Raw genomic sequence first — 17055 nt, 5'->3', positions numbered from 1 at the left:
TGGAGATCAGAACCAGTCATCCATGATAGCCGCTCACTTTCCGGAAACGCTCGAAAGTGATCCGCCGATTGGGATCGCTTGCGTTCTGCCGGCCGGGATCCCCTGGGGCCGGCCGCCGGTGGGATTCATTCAATCCAGCCCAGCACATCGCGGGCGATGCACCAACGCGGTTTGCCGTCTTTGACGCCGGCGCCCTCGGTCCAGTGAGAGCGCAGTTCCGCCAGCGATCCGTCCAGCCGTTCAAAATCCAGCCAGCGATCCAGGAACCGCAGCCAGTTCAATTCACCATTTCGCACGGCGAAGCCGACCGGGCGCTGGAGGATCGGCTCTGGAACGACGACGGCGTAGTCCGGATACAGAACGTTCCAGGCCGCACCCTCTTCGGCGGCAATGATCAATCCGTCCAAAGACGGTTCGGGTTGACGGAAGAATTGACGGTAAGATTCGATCACGACGATGTCAGCCAGCGGCCATTGCCGCCGTGCCGCGGCGGCCAGCGTTTCGTCCACGGCCGCCATCCGGACCGACGTCGCCAGAAGGGGATCATCCCAGCGATCGAAGCGGTCGCGCAAGTGATCCGGGGTCACGATCGCCATCGTTGCGGTTTGGTAGGGCTGAGTGAACTCGAGCTGCAACATCCGTTCGGGATTCATCAGCAGGCCGCCCACCAGCAAGTCGACTTCACCGGTTCGAAGTTGTTCGGCCATGGTCTCGTAGGTGTACGGGACGAACTCCAATTGCACGTCCAGCCGATTTGCCAAACCGTGAATCAGTTCAATGTCCAGGCCGACCAGGTGTTGCCGATGATTCAGAAACGAGTACGGCAGGTGATCCGCGTGATAGCCGACTCGCATCAATTTGGAATCTTTGACATGTTCGAAAGTTTCTCCCGCGGGCACCGTTCGCGCGGGGACCTCCTCTCGGCTTCGATACACGATCGCATCGGGGTGCGGCCAGCGGACCTCCATGGCCAGAAAGCGGGTGTCCAGGTCGTAGTGAAAACTGGTTGACGCCAGGTAGTAACGTCCGGCCGCTGCCAAGCCCGCCACGCAGATCGCGATCGCGAGCCCCCCTGCCAGCAACCGACGCCAACGGATTTGTAATCGTCCGCTGAGCGATTGATTGACGATCAAGGTCAACGCCATCAGGTGCATCACGCCGACCACGTCGCCCATCCGCATGGTCACGAAGCCGGGCAGGATGAACAGCGTCATCAAGTCTTGCGGAAGGTGGTATCGGTCCAGCAGGTAAGGCATGCTGACCAACGGGCCGGCGAAGCTGGAGACCGTTCCCGATGCGGCCACGTGAAACGTCTGCAAAAGGCTCAACCGGTGACCGACGTACCAGGCCGCGAAGGGAATGAAGACATACGCCAAGAGCTTCCCCAGGTGCGGAAACGAATAGGCCAGTGGCACCAGGACACCCGGCGTCGTGTCGTCCACCCCAACCGGGTCGTCCTGCTCGTCCAGCAAGCGTTCGCAGTTCTCCACGATCTGCGGCAAGACGACCAGCAGCTTTCCCGTGGCAATCGCGGTCAACAGCGGTTCATACGCCGCCTTGAGAACGTCGCGAAAGCGGATGGCGGTCACGCTGCTGACCAGCAGCGGCAAGATGCCAAGCGTCGCGACGGCACAAGTCATCCCCAACATCATCAGGTAACCCTGCAGACGCGAAAGCTCTTCGATCCGCACCGTCCCGGCTGCGGCGGCGGTCAACATGAACAGCCCGATCGGCGCCAGCCGGATCAGGAACACATTCACCTGTCCCAACGCGGCGGCGCCCAGGTCCAACAGATCCAAGACGGGTTCTTTGGCGGGCACCACGATCAAGGCCGATCCGAAAAACAGGCAGAACACAACGACCGCCGGAACGATCCCCTCGGCCAGCGCGTGGAAAATGTTTGAGGGAATGAACCTGGTGACCAGATCCGGTTCGGCGACTTGATCCGCGGCGGTGGCGCTGAAGAACGAGGCCCCGCGGATTTCCGGCAGCATCCCCGCGGTGGCCACGACCAGGACGATGCCGATGCACCAGATCAGCAGCAGCACGACCAGGGCGTTGAGCCCCATCCGCCGTGCCTCGCCGCCACTCAGCCGGCCCATCTTCCCGCACAACGAGAGCACCAGGTACGGGAGCACGGTCATCTGCAGCAGCCCCACGTAGGCTTGGCCGAAATGTTGCAGCGCCGCGCACCGGTCGCCGAACATCAACCCGCAAAGTACGCCCAACAGCAGCCCCACGGCGATCCGACCGCCGGTCGACTTTCCGTGGCGGCGGTCGACCGGCCTCGTGTCGGAGGGCGAGCGGAGAGGCGTGTCGGGGCGATTCATCGCAGAGAGAAATCCGCAGTACGAGTGAACCCTTCAAACCATCGCGTCAAACGCACGGTCGTGGATTCCGGTTGGCATTCGGTTTGATTCAGGCCGTCAAACGTCGGGCAACCTTCCTGACGTCCTTTCGGGACGGACTGCCGCGCGGCGTTGTTGAATGTGGCCCGTCGGCGAAACGCATGTCAATGTAGCTGCCGTTGCCACCGCGTGCCGCTTCCACCGGATCGCCTGCGACACTCTACTTGGTACACGCATCCCACCTTGCCCAAGTGCTGGCCGATTTGCCCAAGCGCTGGCCACTTTGCCCGAGTGCTGGCCGGGCTTCCCCGTTTTCGGAAACCCCCTTCCATGGATCTTGATACCGCCGCCCGACAGCTTGTGGACCGACTGGCCGAACACGATCAACGCGTCGTCTTCGCCGAAAGCTGCACCGGCGGTCTGGTGGCAGCCACCTTGGCGACCATTCCGGGCGTCTCGTCTTACCTGGCCGGATCGATGGTTGTCTACCAGGAGGCGTCCAAGGTGCGTTGGCTGGGGGTGGATCAGGAGACGTTGGAAAAGCACACCGCCGTGAGTGCTCCGGTGGCCCACCAGATGGTCAGCGGGATCCTGAAAGCGACTCCCCACGCGGACCTGGCCGCTTCGGTCACCGGCCATCTGGGTCCTAACGCGCCGCAGGGGCAGGACGGCACCGTGTTCATTTCCGCGTTGCGGCGGGGAGGCACGCCGCGGACCTGGGGGTTCCAGTTGGAAGCCGGCAAACGCGTCGGACGCCAACGCGAAGCGGCGCTGGCGGTGATCCAGGCGGTGCTGAATCTGCTGCCGCAGTGACGCTCGGTCGGCGCCCGCCGGCCAATCCGCCCGCCGAATCGGCCGCTCGCCAACCGACCTCCCCCGTCCGGACGATGGGAGGGGCGGCGAAGGCCGGGTGATCACGGCCGGGCAAAAACTTCCGGTCAACTTGCCTAATTGGCGTTGACGATTCGATTCACTTTCTGAATATTCTCCGCTCCTCGCGAAGCCGATAGGTTTCCTGAGAAGTGGGAGAATTTGCCGCCGAGGTGCGTTTTCGCCTCGGGCCAGGTGATTTTGCTAAGACCACCCGACCACCACCTGAGTCGTGACCCTATGGGCAAGAAATCAAAGCGGTATCGCGCCGCGCTCGAAAAACAACCTGCGCAACCCCTTCCGCTCTCGGAAGCTGTCGAGGCGCTGAAGAAGTTTGACTCGACGAAGTTCGATCAAACCGTTGAAGTCCACATGCGTTTGGGCGTGGACCCCAACCAGGCCGACCAGATCATTCGCGGATCGCTGGTGTTGCCGCACGGGATCGGCAAACAACAACGCGTCGTCGTCTTTGCCAAGGGTGACGCGGCCAAGGCCGCCGAAGAAGCCGGGGCAGACGTTGTCGGCCAGGACGACCTGGCCAAGAAAATCAAAGACGGCTGGACGGAATTCGACGTCTGCATCGCCGCACCGGACATGATGGGCTTGGTCGGGCCACTCGGTCGAGTGCTCGGTCCCCGCGGCTTGATGCCCAGCCCGCGTGCGGGCACCGTCACGCCGGATGTCGGCAAAGTGGTTGCGGAGTACAAGGCCGGAAAGGTCGAGTTCCGCAACGACAAAGGCGGAAACGTCCATGCGATGGTCGGCAAGATGAGCTTCGATCCGGAGAAGTTGGTCGACAACATCGATGCATTCATCAAGTTTGTGGACGGATTGAAACCGCAAGCGGTCAAAGGCACGTACGTCAAAGGCGTGGCGATCTGTGCGACGATGAGTCCCAGCGTGCGAGTGGTTTGCTAAGACGGCTGACAGAGCCCGGTTTGGCGATCCGGCGGCCGCCGGTTTTCGGCCCACCGACGCTGCCCGACCTCCGGCCCGCCGCACCCGCAACCCTTTCCCGTCTCTGATTCGTCAGTGATTTTTTGTGAGCGATCCAATCGAACCAGCGATCCGACAAGTGATCCAACCCGGTGAACCTATCCGATGAGTAAGTACGTCAAAGATCTCGTGACCCGCGACATCCAGCGGCGACTTGACGGTGTCCAAGACGCCGTCCTGGTCAACTGCGTGGGGATGGACGCGAACACGACGAACGAATTGCGTGGCGAGTTGGCCGAGAAGAACATCACGATGTTCGTGGTGAAGAACTCTTTGGCCCGACGCGCCACCGAGGGAACCTCGTTGGCTCCAGCCTTCGAGGGTGCCAGTGGCCCCGTCGCCGTGTGCTACGGCGGCGAGGATTTTGTCTCACTGGTCAAGGAAGTTGTCCGTTTGGACAAGAATGACGAGAAGTACGAGAAATTCGAAACCAGCGGCGGCGTCATGGACGGCGAACGGCTGGACGCCGACGGCGTGCGTGCGGTCAGCAAATGGCCCTCCCGCGAAGAGCAGGTCTCGATGCTTGTCGGACAAATTTTGGGCCCCGGTGCGACCCTGTCGGCCGCCCTGCTGGGTCCCGGAAAGACGCTGAACAGCCAGCTGAAGAAGATCAGCGAGGGCGACGAGTAGTCTGCCGTCACAGCGATCGAAATCCCAACCGTTTTACACACCACCGACCATTCGTTTTTTTGAGGGAAACCTGTCATGTCTGATGAAGCCACTGCGGTTGCTGAGTTCAGCGCCGAAGCAAAAGAAATGGGCGACAAGATCGCCGAACTGACCCTGAAGCAAGCCAAAGAGCTCAGCGACTACCTGAAGGAAGTCCATGGCATCGAGCCCGCCGCCGGTGGCGGAGCCGTCATGATGGCTCCCGGCGGAGGCGGTGAAGAAGGTGCTGCTGCTGCAGAGCAAACCGAATTCGACGTCGTCCTGACCGGCTTCGGCGACAAGAAGCTGAACGTCGTCAAGGTCGTCAAGAACCTGACCGGCGCTTCGCTGATGGAAGCCAAGAAGATGGTCGAAGGCGTTCCGGCAACCTTGAAAGAAGCGGTTTCCAAGGAAGACGCCGAAAAGATCAAGGCCGAGGTCGAAGAAGCCGGCGGAAGCGTCGAACTGAAATAGTTCGGCCTCACGCAAGCGGTCGCCTCGCCGGCCGCGCAGGTTTCTCCATCACTGCGCACGTCAAGCTCTGCCGAAGCGGTTCCCACCGCACGTGCAGAGCTTTTCGCGTGCGCGGTCAGCGATGCCTGATCAAAGGTAGACGGCAGATCGGGAATCCACGTAGCTGTCGTCGCCAGACGGCGGTTGCTCGCAAGTTGCCGAGTGCTCAGCGAGCCGGGCGGGAGCAACCCGCCTCGTCGTTCCCGAATCGTTCTTCCCGCGTCCCGGGTGCGTCGTCAAACCGTCGCCCCGTCGACCAGCTTTCCATCCATCAGCTCGGCGCGCTTCTGCATCGCGTCGGCCAGCGCGTCGCTGTGCGTGACGCAAATCAAAATCACTTCGGTTTCCCGCTGCAGCCGCAGCAACAGCTCGGTCACCGATTCGGCCGTTCGGCGGTCCAGATTGCCGGTGGGTTCATCGGCCAGAATCATCGCCGGCCGCATCAGCAACGCTCGGGCGATGGCCACGCGTTCGCGTTCACCGCCGGAGAGTTCGCTGGGTAAATGAGACGTCCGGTCGGAGAGCCCGACGTCGGAAAGCAGTTCGGTTGCACGATCGATCTGCGCGTCCGTCGCATTGCCCGTCGCCAGTGCCGGCACCAAAACGTTTTCGATCACCGACAGCTGGGGCAGCAGGTGGTGGTCTTGGAAGATGAATCCGACCTGCCGATTTCGCCAGTGCGCCAGTTCTTGCTCGGACAGCTCAAACGGATCCTCCCCGTCGACCCGCACGGTTCCGTCGTCCGGGCGATCCAGGGTTCCCAGGATCTGCAGCAGCGTGCTCTTGCCGCTCCCGCTGGGACCGACGATGGCCAGCGATTCGCCTCCGGATAGCTGCAACGAGACGTCGCGAAGCACCACCAGCGGTTCGCCGGCGGTGGGAAATGATTTGGAGAGGTGTTCGACGGTCAACGTGGTCATGACGTGCAGTCTAACAACTTTGTTTCTTCCTGGAGGGGGCTTCGTAACTCAGGCCGCTGAACGTGGCCGCTGAACGTGTCGGCGAAGTTGAATGGCTTGCTCAGCTAGTGGTTTCGTCAGGCATAGCCTGACCTACAGAGTTGCCGTCTGAACGCCGTTCAATCGGTCGCCAGGGCCAGCGTGGCCAGCCCGTAGAACGTGTATTCGACATCGGCGATCTGGTCCAGCGAGAATCCGGTGAAGCCTCCATTGGCCGCTTGCATCGATTCGGCATAGCGGGCCACCGCCCCGACATCGATGGCCTCGCGGGCGTTCAGGTCGGTCAGGGTGATCAAGCCGGTGCAACTGCTGAGTAGGTCCGCGAACGGGATCCGGGTGTTGGCTGACAACCCTCCTTCATCCGACTGCATGCCGGCCAGGAAGTCGATGGTGGTGCCGTGTTCGGACGGGTTCAGGTGGCCGAGCGCCTTGAGCGTGCCGATCGCGGCGGCCGTCGGATTGACGCCGGCCCGCTTGGCGGCCCGGATTTCCAGGTAGCCACCGTCGGGGTGTGCCTGGGAGGCCAGGAACTGCAGGACCCTTTCCGGTTGTTCGGGTGCACGGCCCATCAGTTCCAGGCACAGCACCGAAAGAAACGTCTGGTAGGTGCTGCCGGCGCGACCTTCCGGGCTTTTGGCGAAACCTCCGTCGTCGGTGCGGAGCGATTCCAACAACGCCTGGACGTTGTCGGCCCAGGCGGTGTCGTCGTCGGGGATCACGACGGCTCCGACCGACATCTCGCAAATCGCCGCGGCGAAAATCAGCGAAATCAAATCGACGATTCCTTCACGCCGCTGCAGCCGCGTCTTCAGGAAGGTTGCCGCGGCACCGCCGATTTGCGGCGTCAAGGCATCCAGGATCCACAGGCCGCGTAGCGCAAACGCGGTGTAGTAAGGATCACTGTCGCCTTCGCGGCCGGCGAACCCGCCGTCATCACGCTGCTGAGCGGCCAGCCAACTCGCGTGCCGCTCTCGCAGGGCCGGATCCAAACGCGTCGCGCCGGCGGCCAGCCGCAGTGTCAGGTCGTGCAGATAGGGAAGCACTCAGCTTGCACCGCCAGAATTGAAATACGCCGGCTCCTGACCGGATTTCCATTTGATGTTGCAGCCCAGCGACGCCCGTTGGTTCTCGACGGGCGGCTTGCCGGCCAACACGGCGTCCAGGGCGCCGCGCAAGTCTTCGCCGGTCACCGGAATGTCGGTCTTGGGTCGCGACGAATCCAGTTGCCCCCGGTACACCAGCGTCTGGTCGCTGTCGAACACGTAGAAATCCGGGGTGCAGGCGGCGGCGTAGGCTTTGGCCACCGACTGGTCGGCGTCGTACAGGTAGGGGAAGGCATAGCCGCGGGCGGCCTTCTCGTCGGCCATCGCCGCCGGCGAATCGTCGGGGTATTCGTCGGCGTCGTTGCTGCTGATCGCCACGACGGCCACCCCCTTGGCCAGATAATCATCGGTCAATGATTTTAGCTGATCGGCGACGTGTTTGACGTAGGGGCAGTGGTTGCAAATGAACATCACCAGCAACGCTTTCTTGCCGGCAAAATCCGCCAGCGTCACCGTGTTGCCGTCGGTGTCGGTCAGGGAGAAATCGGGAGCTTTGGTGCCCAAGGGCAACATCGTGCTTGCGGTACGAACCATGATGGAGTTGTCGCTTGGAGAGTAGGAAATTCAGACGGTGAAAGTGTTGTCGGCGGGGAACCGGTCGAAGGGGGCCGACGGGAGCTGGCCGACGGGAGCTGGCGGACTATTGGACTTTGTCCAGCAACCGTCCCGGGCTGCCCATCGCGTGGTAGCCGCCGTCGACGTGCAAGATCTCACCGGTCACGCCGTTGCTGGCGTCGCTCAACAGAAACGCCCCGGTGCGACCGACCTCTTCGTGGCTGATGTTTCGTCCCAGCGGTGCCATGTACTCGTACAGTTTGAGCATTTCTTCGACGCCCGCGGCACGTCCGGCCAGCGTTCGGATGGGGCCGGCCGAGAGGGCGTTGACGCGGATCTGGTGGGGACCCAGGTCGTAGGCGGCGTACCGCACGGCGGCCTCCAGGGCCGCTTTGCAGATCCCCATCACGTTGTAGCCGGGGACGCACTTCTCGCCGCCAAAGTAGGTCATTGCGGCGATCGATCCGCCGGGGTTCATGATCGGTTTGGCAGCCGAGGCACACGCTAGTAGGGTATAAACACTGACATCCATGGCCAATTTGAAGCCTTCGCGACTGGTGTCGATCGTGTCGCGGCCCAAATCGTCTCGATCGGCAAACGCCATCGAGTGCAACAGAAAATCAATTTTCCCGAATTCCTTCGCGGTGTGGTCGAACACGCTGCGGATGTCTTCATCCTTTTGAGCATCCATGGGCAACAGGAACGCCGCGTTTTCGAACTTGTCCGTCAATTGCGACACCCGCCGACGGTTGCGCTGCCGTTCATCATCGGGGCGATCCGGCAGGTGAGTGAATCCGCAAACTCCGCCCGCGTTCATGATCTCCTGGGCAATCGCCCACGCGATCGAATGGTCGTTGGCGACCCCCAGAATCAAACCCTTTTTACCCTGAAATAGCATCTCGTATCATTTTCCTGCGCAAGAGTGAACAACCACGGACGGTGCTGCGGCGTGTTTTCGCGGCGACAACATAGCGTGAACTGCCCCGGTTCGTCCATTTCCCTCGGAAAGCCGGATCGATTCCGCGTGGCCGGCGGCCCCGTGAGTGTTCGGCCGGCGGGCTCTGCGAGCGTTCGGCCGGCGGGCGGTCAAGGAGCGAGTAAGTCGCAGGACGATTGGCATGGAAACTGCCCTTGCCGCAGATCCGGTTCCCGCAATCCCTTCCGTGGGTGTTAGGCTGTGTCTGAAGACCGCATTTGACAACGCATTGGCGTGTCGGAATCCGCCAGGATTCCGTTTTGCGTCAAGCTTGATTGCCGCCGTCGCAAGTCGGACGAATCCCGCGCCTGGTTTGCGAAAACGCCTCGCCCGCTGGTGATCGCCTTCCCGGTTCCCCACCCTTCCCTCCCCACTGACGCCGGCGCCCCAGCGTTGAAAGGCACGCGATGAAGCCCGATTCCTCCTCCACCGAAGATCAGCACGCGTTCGCCGCGGCTGTGGCCGAAGCGGTCCTGCGTGAACCCGGCCGCGACGGCTTGTTGGCGGCCCTGCTGCCGGCCCTGGCCGATGCTTTGGATCTCCGCTCGGCAGGCATGGTTTCCCAGCGGCGTGGTCACTGGTCGACCGATCACTGGTACGTCAAGCCCGCGTCGGATTCGCCCGCCGGGGCGGCCGACCGGGGCGTTCCTTTGCCGGAAAACAAGATCGCCGACGCCGTGGATCGGGGCCGGCCCCAAACCAGCCTGCCATGGTGGTTGGTGCCCTGCCAGGTGGATCTTGGAAACGCCGCCGGCAGCGGCATCGTGGCGTCTCCGCTGGTCGGCTGTCTGGTCCTCCGTCTGCCGGAAGGCTCCGCCGGCCCCGCCGCGCGGGACCAGCAAATGTGCGACCTGTTGATCGCGGCGCTCAGTCGGGCGGAGATCCTGTCGCGGCAACGGCACCGGATCGATCAGTTGTCCAGTGTGCTGGAGGCAGCGGCACGCTGGCAACGCACCCAGCTTCAAGCCTCCAGCGACGACGAAACGTTGCTGCGCCGGATCGCCGACACGGCCACGGAGTTGTTGGACTGTGAACGCGCCAGCATCTTTCTGTGGGATCGTCGGCGCAGCAAGTTGATCGGGCGACCGGCGCTCGGAATCGACGATCGTCCGCTAGAAGTTCCCGACGATGCGGGCGTGGTTGGCGAAGTCCTGTCGACGTCCGAGCCGCAAATCTGGAACGGCGACAGCGATGACGAATCCCGGGTCAATCGCGACGTCGATCGGTCGTTGGCTTTCGACACGCGGTCGCTGGTCGCGGTCCCGCTGGTCGGGCAACGCGGTGAAACGATCGGCGTGTTCGAAGCGATCAATCACCGCGCCAACCAGTTCGACGAATCCCACGTGCTGCTGCTTTCGGATCTGTCGAACCACGCCGCGGTGGCCATCGAAGCCCAGCGGGCCAAGAAGTCGTTGACCGAATCACGCGACCGCCTGGTCCGTGACGCGGCACGCAGCACGCCGCTGATCGGGGAGCATCCGGACATCGTTGCCGTTCGCGAAAATGCGACGCGTGTCGCCGGGACCGATTTGACGGTGTTGGTGTTGGGAAGCAACGGCACCGGTAAGGAAGTGCTGGCCCGGCACATCCACTACCAGAGCGAACGCCGCAACGGGCCCTTCATCGCGGTCAATTGCGCCGCGTTGGTTGAATCGCTGTTGGAAAGCGAGTTGTTCGGGCACGAAAAAGGTTCCTTCACCGATGCCAACACCACGCGGATCGGCAAGTTCGAATTGGCCAGCGGCGGAACGCTGTTTCTTGATGAAGTCGGCGACATGAGCGCCGGTGGCCAGGCGAAATTGTTGCGGGTGCTGGAGCAAAAGGAAGTCGTACGGGTCGGCGGCAGCCTGCCGATCTCGGTCGATGTCCGTGTGATTGCCGCCACCAACCAGCCGCTGGATCGGTTGATCGACGAGCGGAGGTTCCGGGAGGATCTGTTCTTCCGCTTGAACGTGGTCTCGTTGTCGCTGCCCGACCTGGCCCAGCGCGGTCGGGACGTGCTGCTGTTGGCCGATCATTTTCTGCAGCACTTCTGTTACCAGATCGGGCGGCGGGTCCCCGTGCTGAACCATTCCGCCCAGACGGCGTTGTTGTCGCATCCCTGGCCGGGCAACGTCCGGGAGTTGCGCAACACGATCGAACGTGTGTGTTACCTGAGCACCGGCAACGAGCTGTCGGCCCGAGATCTGGAACTTCGGCCCGCCGGCGGTGCTTCCAAAAGCCGCGTCGAACCGTTGTCGTCGCGTCCGGACACGCCGGAGTCACTGTCCGAGTCGACGCGACTGTTCCAGATCGAACACATCAAGCAGGCGATCGACAAGAGCGGCGGCAACATGACCGAAGCCGCCGCGCGGTTGGACCTGCATCGTTCCAACCTGTACCGCAAGATGAAACAGTTGGGCATGCAAGTCGGCGACGATCTGTAGCCACGCTCGCCAGAGCGTGAAAGCTGCAGAATCTGGAAGCTGCAGGATCTGGACGCCGCCGCCTCGCCACCGTCTGGCGACGATGGCAACATCGGCATCACACCCGCCGGATGAACTCTTCGGCATAGGAACGGACTTCGCGGCCGTTGAGCACGTGCACCATGCGAAGTTGTTGCACCTGTTCGTCACTGAAACTGCTGAGCGGGACGTGGACCAGTGTCTTGCGGTGCCGGCGTGCCAGCCGCCGCCAACCCCCGCCGGGTGGCAGGGCGCTCAGCAGGGCGACTTGGCGTCCGGCGCTGTGCATGCAGGCAGCAGCGATCAGCCGTTCTTCCAGCGTTTCGGTGTAATCCAGACGCGGGTCACCCCAGATGTCCGGGATCACGACCGGCGGGTACAGAAACATCGCGCCCCCGTAGCGGCTGAGTCCGATTCCCGGACCCACCATCTCTTCGCCAAAGTGCGTGGCGTAAAACGCCAACGTCGATTCGTCCTTGTGCTCGGCAAACCAGGTCGTCCGCCACGAATAGTCGCGGGGGTCCGAAGGCGAATCGAACAGCATCACGCAGGCGTCCAGTGTGCCGCGGCTGGGCGGAATGACCTTCACGTAGATCTGTCGATCGTACCAGTGACGGAGCGTATCGCGGATATCGATGCCGTCTTTCACGCTGGTGGTGAACTTCTCGGTGCGCGCCAAGTCGTTGCCGATGATGGCTTTGGCGCGATCAAACACGCGGGTTCGGAAGTTCTCGATGCGTTCGTCTTCCGGCGGGTAGCTGCATTGGGTGTACGGATTCCACTGATACTTCCAGCGGTTCTTTTCGGGGGACGACGGTTTGCGTTTCAAGTGCAGCGTCCGCCAGGTGATGGGCGGACCCGGCAATCGGTTGACCATCGAAACCACTTGGCCGTCGGGCAATTGCGCCTGATCGATGCCCATTTTGACCTCGCCGGCAGGGTCCGCATCGGAGCCGGTTTCGGGCGCATGGGCGTACGGATACTGGTTGGCCAGTTGGGCGACGTGGAGCGCGTACTGGTCGCCCATGATCTGCTGCGCGGCGGTCACGATCGTGATCAAGTCCGGAGTCATCCGCCGCGAGATCAAGGACAGGTTGCGGATGTATTGCAGGCACTTGGAAAGGTGCAGCGGCGTGATGCGTCGGGCGAACTGTTTCAGTTCGCTGCGGTAGCTCGATCGCGCGGCGATCAGCAGTTCCTTGACGCCGTCGATTTGCAAATCCTCGTCATCATCCAACTCGCGGCGGGCACGTTCGTACAGTCCGGTGATGTAGGGCAGTTCGCCGAATAGGAACATCAACGTGCGGGGATCCAAGTTGAAGCGTTCGGCCGGCAGCACGTCGTCCGGTTCGGGCAGCTGCAGCGCGTTGGACGTTTCGCTTTTGGTCGCCGCGTCACGGGAGAACCAATCGGTGTACGCCTCGCGCACCCAGGGCCACTGCAGCACGCTGGTGACGTACAAGATGCGTTGATGGTGTTGCTCCAATTCCGCCAGGCGAGCGGCCATGTGCAGGATCCGCGCCCGCGTTTGGCGGTCCGGCGGCCGGGGTAAACTGGGCAGCACCGCCGCCGCGAAACGCTCCGCGGAAACGTGGCGGACGGCGAACGGGTCCGGCATGACCGTGGAGAACGGCAGGAAGGGGTTGGTTTCCAGGTCGATGTACGCCCGCGGGATGTGTTCCCCCATCGCGGCGCGGATGGCCATGATCACCGGCTGGCAGGGGTCGATCGGCACGTAGCTGGCCGGATCGCTGTCGGCGTCGTCTTCCTCCATCGCGTCCTCGCCCGCTTCGCCGCCGTAGGGCTGGTAGTCGTTTTGGAAGGTGGGCGGAGTGAACTTGGGGGCCGCCGGCTGGATGACGATTGATGGCCGGGGAAGATCCAGAATGGCCGCTTCGGTCGGGTCGCGAAACGATTCCGGCAACGGCACCGCGATGCAGTCGAAGTCGTGTTCAAGCATCCACCTCCGCACGGTCAATGCGAACTGGCCACTGCCGTGGATCACCGGCAGGACGGCGATGCGCTCGCCCAGCCGGAGCAGTTCCGGGGGGGCGAAGCGGGAGTCGTTTTTCAAGTTCATTGAATCTGGTCTTGCGGAGTCGGCTCGTCCAGGATAAGTTCCTTTTACCGTGTCGAAATCATTATTGCTATGACTGCGGAACGGATTCGTGACGCTTGGCAACGCACGGTTCATTGAGGGTCGCGATTGCTGACCAACGCTACTGTTATTTTTGAAACGCAGGTGCTCATTTCCACCTGCGTTTCTTTATGCGCTTCTCCAGGCCGCGGCGGCCGCCGTTCCGGCCGGGCCGGAAGCGGTTCTCAACCTTCCTTAGCCGCCCGTCGCGAAGCGACAACAGCTCCCTGACGTCGGTGCAAGCCGACGGAAACGGCTGCCCAGACACCGCCGGCCGCGAAGCGGCGACAGCAACACGACCCTCCTTGAAAAGGAGGGTGAAGCCAAACGGCACGCCGTCCAAGCGGGAGAGTGAACAGCGGCAGGATTCTCCAAGTCTGGCTCTCAGCGCAAATCCCGCCAAGGTCAAACTGCTGGCCGTGATGGCGAGCGGGTCCGCTTCGTCGTATCCTATGGCCCGCGTGATTGGCTTGTTCCCCATCGGAAGCAGAGGTTCCTGCTTTCGTTGAGCCGCTTGGGCGGGAAGTCCCGTTGGCGCGCGAGGAGACCCGATAGGCGGCGGCGTCTCACGGTGCGCAGCGGAACGTCCCACGGATCACGCATCATTCTCCTTACTAACCGAGGTGTTTGTTGTGAGACAGGGAAAACGTTTTTGCGCGATCGTGGCGCTTGTGCCATGGATCGTTCTGCTTTCGGCGTCGGCCGCCTGGGCCCAGGCTGAACCTGAACCGGGGGCCGCCGACGCGACGCCCCCGGCTTCGGTCGCGGCGGTGGAGGGCCTGACCGATGCCGAGATCGCCGACACCTCCCTGGGAGCCCACAACGCTTGGATGTTGGTTTGTTGTGCGTTGGTGCTGTTCATGACCGCGCCCGGACTGGCGATGTTTTACGGCGGGTTGGTGCGACGCAAAAACGTGCTCAGCGTGATGATGCAGTGCATCTTCCTGATGGGGCTGATGACGGTCCTGTGGTCCCTGTACGGCTACTCATTAGCGTTCGGTTCCACCGGCGGATGGATCGGCAACCTGGACTACGCGTTCATGAACGGCGTCGCCCGAGAATGGGACGACGCCCGCAACACGGCCGTGACACCGATGGCGGGCAGCATGCCCCGGCTGACCCACATGCTGTTCCAAGGCATGTTCTTCATCATCACGCCGGCACTGATTTGCGGCGCCTTCGCCGAACGGATGAAGTTCAGTGCGATGGTGATCTATTCGATCCTGTGGGGCACGCTGATTTACTGCCCGCTGTGTCACTGGGTGTGGGCCGAGGGACCGTTGTCGTACTTCGCCGGCGAGGAGGCGTTGTTCGGCGGGATGGCCGGTGCCTTGGACTTTGCCGGCGGCACCGTCGTTCACATCAGCAGCGGTGTCTCTGCACTGATCGCGGCGATTCTGATCGGCCCGCGGATGGGGTATCCCAGTGAACCGATGCAACCGCACAACCTGACCTACACCGCACTGGGCGCGGCGATGCTGTGGGTCGGATGGTTCGGCTTCAACGCCGGCAGCGAGCTGGCGATTGACGGTTTGACCGCCAGCGCGTTCGCCACCACGCACTTTTCGGCGGCCGCCGGGGCTGTAGCCTGGGCGATGACGGAATGGATCGTGTTGGGCAAGCCGACCGTTCTGGGCGCCAGCAGCGGCGCGGTCGCCGGGCTCGTTTGCATCACACCGGCGGCCGGCTTCGTCCAACCGATGCCTGCGCTGTTGATGGGGGCCTTGGCCGGAGTCGTTTGCTATTGGGCCTGCAGCAAGCTGAAGCATTCGCTGCGTTACGACGACGCATTGGACGCTTTCGGGGTCCACGGCGTCGGGGGCACCTTGGGTGCGATTCTGACCGGCGTCTTTGCCACGCGTGCCTGCTGGGATGTGGCCGAAGGTCAGAAGTTGGGGCTGGTGGAATCGGGCAGCCCCGAACTGTTGATCAAGCAGATCGTTGCGGTGCTGGTCACGTTCTTGTTCGCCGGCCTGGGCAGCTTTGTGCTGCTGAAGATCATCGATGTGATGATCGGGCTGCGCGTCCCCGCGGAGAACGAACAGCGCGGGTTGGACATCACCGACCACGGCGAAGAGGGGTACATGTTGGCGTAGCCGCCGGCATGACCGTGTTCAGCCGCGTGGCCGCGAACGGGATTACGGACGCGAGCGTGATTCCTGCCGCGTCCCGTTGCTGATGCGAAAGCACAATCCGATCGCGGCGGTCACCATCAAAGTGATTGCCGCGATTTTTTGCGCCCGGCCGATACTCAGCGCTTCGGCCACCGATCCCCACAAGAACGAACCGGTCGACATCGAAAGCGCCATCGCCGTCAGGTAGCAGCTCATCCCGCGGGCCCGCATCCGGCTTGGCAGGGTGATCTGCGCCGACGTGTTCAACGTCGTCAGCGTCATCATCCAGCCACATCCCATGACGACCGCCGCCGCAGCCACCACCAGCCGCTGCGACGAGGAAGCCATCAGGTACAGTCCGGTGGCAAACACGAGCATGGCGGTGGAGACGGTGCGGTCACTGCCCAACCGCGACTGCACGGCCGGCAAGAAACGTGCCGCCAACACCGCGCCGGCACCCACGCACGTGACCAGGATTCCGAATCCGTCAGCGCCCCATTGCAGTCGAACCTTGGCGACCAGCGGCAGCAGCCCCCACAGAGCACTCGCCGGCAGCACGAACAGTCCGACGCGAAGCAGCGTGTTGCGCATCGTCGGCGTGCGGTACACGTATCGTAGCCCCTGGTACATCGATCGATGAAACGACAAGCCCCGCGTGGATTCGCTGCGGTCGCGACGCCAGCCCAGCAGGACCAGGATCACGCCGGCAAATGAAACCGCGTTGAAAGAGAATGCGATCCAGGAACCGGTGATGGCCACCAGCGCCCCGGCCACCGCCGGTCCGACCGCGCGGGCCAGGTTGAAACTGACACTGCCCAAGGCGATCGCGCGGGACAGTTGGCGCCTGGGGACCAGTTCCGGAATCGAAGCCTGCCAGGTCGGGACGTGCAAGGTCAGCCCCAGGCCGATCAAGAAGGTCAGCGCCAGGAGCAGCCAGCTGGTCACCCAACCGGCCGCCGTCAATGCGGCCAGGGTCGCCGTGGTGCACAGCAAGATCGCCTGGGTCCCCAACAGCAGATGTCGCCGATCGACCCGGTCGGCAAGCACGCCGGCCGGGATTGCCAGCAACACGATCGGCGTTGCCATGGCGGTGCGGACGGCGGAGACCATCTGCGGCGACGCGTCCAAGTCGGTCATCAACCAGCCCGCACCGATCTCATGCATCCACGTCCCCAGATTGGAGACCAGCGACGCGATCCAAAAAGACCGGTAGACGGGGTTGCGGAGAGGCGCCCAGGCCGAAGAATCGTCCTCCACCGGCGCAGCCGCCGGCGGCGGTTCGGACACCTCGACCGGCGGTCGGTAGGGGGACACGCTGCCGGTCATCCGCTCGGGCAGTTTCGTGTCGGTTGTCTGATCATCCATGCCTACACCATCCCAAGGCGTCCAGGG

The 17055-nt window shown here is 62.9% G+C and carries 13 protein-coding genes; 6 read left to right on the top strand and 7 right to left on the bottom strand.

The window, feature by feature from the left end; genetic code table 11:
• Positions 1–125 precede the first annotated feature (125 nt).
• Positions 126–2330: a cation:dicarboxylate symporter family transporter gene (locus FYK55_RS15615; protein WP_150077370.1), complete on the bottom strand. Its 2205-nt coding sequence runs from the start codon at positions 2328–2330 to the stop codon at positions 126–128.
• 348 nt (positions 2331–2678) lie between these two features.
• On the opposite strand from FYK55_RS15615, the gene FYK55_RS15610 reads away from it, so the two are divergent.
• The 4 genes from FYK55_RS15610 (at position 2679) to rplL (ending at position 5336) form a co-directional block, all read left to right on the top strand.
• Positions 2679–3161 (top strand): CinA family protein, encoded by a 483-nt coding sequence (locus tag FYK55_RS15610; protein ID WP_150077369.1) that lies wholly within the window; start codon positions 2679–2681, stop codon positions 3159–3161.
• Between the two features lie 297 nt (positions 3162–3458).
• Positions 3459–4136: a 50S ribosomal protein L1 gene (gene rplA, locus FYK55_RS15605; protein ID WP_150077368.1), complete on the top strand. Its 678-nt coding sequence runs from the start codon at positions 3459–3461 to the stop codon at positions 4134–4136.
• A gap of 183 nt (positions 4137–4319) precedes the next feature.
• Positions 4320–4844: a 50S ribosomal protein L10 gene (gene rplJ, locus FYK55_RS15600; RefSeq protein ID WP_150077367.1), complete on the top strand. Its 525-nt coding sequence runs from the start codon at positions 4320–4322 to the stop codon at positions 4842–4844.
• 75 nt (positions 4845–4919) lie between these two features.
• The gene (gene rplL / locus FYK55_RS15595; RefSeq protein WP_150077366.1) at positions 4920–5336 is read left to right on the top strand and encodes a 50S ribosomal protein L7/L12; all 417 of its coding nucleotides are present in this window, start codon (positions 4920–4922) and stop codon (positions 5334–5336) included.
• Between the two features lie 275 nt (positions 5337–5611).
• On the opposite strand, the gene FYK55_RS15590 is transcribed toward rplL, so the two are convergent.
• From FYK55_RS15590 to FYK55_RS15575, 4 genes are all read right to left on the bottom strand, one after another.
• On the bottom strand, positions 5612–6295 hold the full coding sequence (locus tag FYK55_RS15590; RefSeq protein ID WP_150077365.1) for an ABC transporter ATP-binding protein: 684 nt from the start codon (positions 6293–6295) through the stop codon (positions 5612–5614).
• Between the two features lie 158 nt (positions 6296–6453).
• Positions 6454–7377, bottom strand: a complete 924-nt coding sequence (locus FYK55_RS15585) for a prenyltransferase/squalene oxidase repeat-containing protein (RefSeq protein ID WP_150077364.1) — start codon at positions 7375–7377, stop codon at positions 6454–6456.
• The gene (locus FYK55_RS15580) at positions 7378–7971 is read right to left on the bottom strand and encodes a thioredoxin family protein (protein WP_150077363.1); all 594 of its coding nucleotides are present in this window, start codon (positions 7969–7971) and stop codon (positions 7378–7380) included.
• Between the two features lie 106 nt (positions 7972–8077).
• Entirely contained in the window at positions 8078–8890 is an 813-nt protein-coding gene (locus tag FYK55_RS15575; RefSeq protein ID WP_150077362.1) for an enoyl-ACP reductase FabI, read from the bottom strand.
• Between the two features lie 485 nt (positions 8891–9375).
• Between FYK55_RS15575 and FYK55_RS15570 the strand changes: the two genes are divergently transcribed.
• Positions 9376–11394: a sigma-54-dependent Fis family transcriptional regulator gene (locus FYK55_RS15570; RefSeq protein WP_150077361.1), complete on the top strand. Its 2019-nt coding sequence runs from the start codon at positions 9376–9378 to the stop codon at positions 11392–11394.
• Positions 11395–11491: 97 nt separating this feature from the next.
• Here FYK55_RS15570 and FYK55_RS15565 read toward each other — a convergent pair whose 3' ends face one another.
• Positions 11492–13492, bottom strand: a complete 2001-nt coding sequence (locus FYK55_RS15565; RefSeq protein ID WP_150077360.1) for a hypothetical protein — start codon at positions 13490–13492, stop codon at positions 11492–11494.
• A 728-nt stretch (positions 13493–14220) separates the two neighbouring features.
• On the opposite strand from FYK55_RS15565, the gene FYK55_RS15560 reads away from it, so the two are divergent.
• Positions 14221–15645, top strand: a complete 1425-nt coding sequence (locus tag FYK55_RS15560; protein ID WP_390621730.1) for an ammonium transporter — start codon at positions 14221–14223, stop codon at positions 15643–15645.
• 42 nt (positions 15646–15687) lie between these two features.
• On the opposite strand, the gene FYK55_RS15555 is transcribed toward FYK55_RS15560, so the two are convergent.
• Positions 15688–17028: an MFS transporter gene (locus FYK55_RS15555; RefSeq protein WP_235908723.1), complete on the bottom strand. Its 1341-nt coding sequence runs from the start codon at positions 17026–17028 to the stop codon at positions 15688–15690.
• Positions 17029–17055: the final 27 nt, after the last annotated feature.

Source organism: Roseiconus nitratireducens (assembly GCF_008629675.1).
Taxonomy (GTDB): Bacteria; Planctomycetota; Planctomycetia; order Pirellulales; family Pirellulaceae; genus Stieleria; species Stieleria nitratireducens.
The sequence above is the reverse complement of the archived record's forward strand: the minus strand, read 5'-3'. Positions and strand labels throughout refer to the sequence as shown.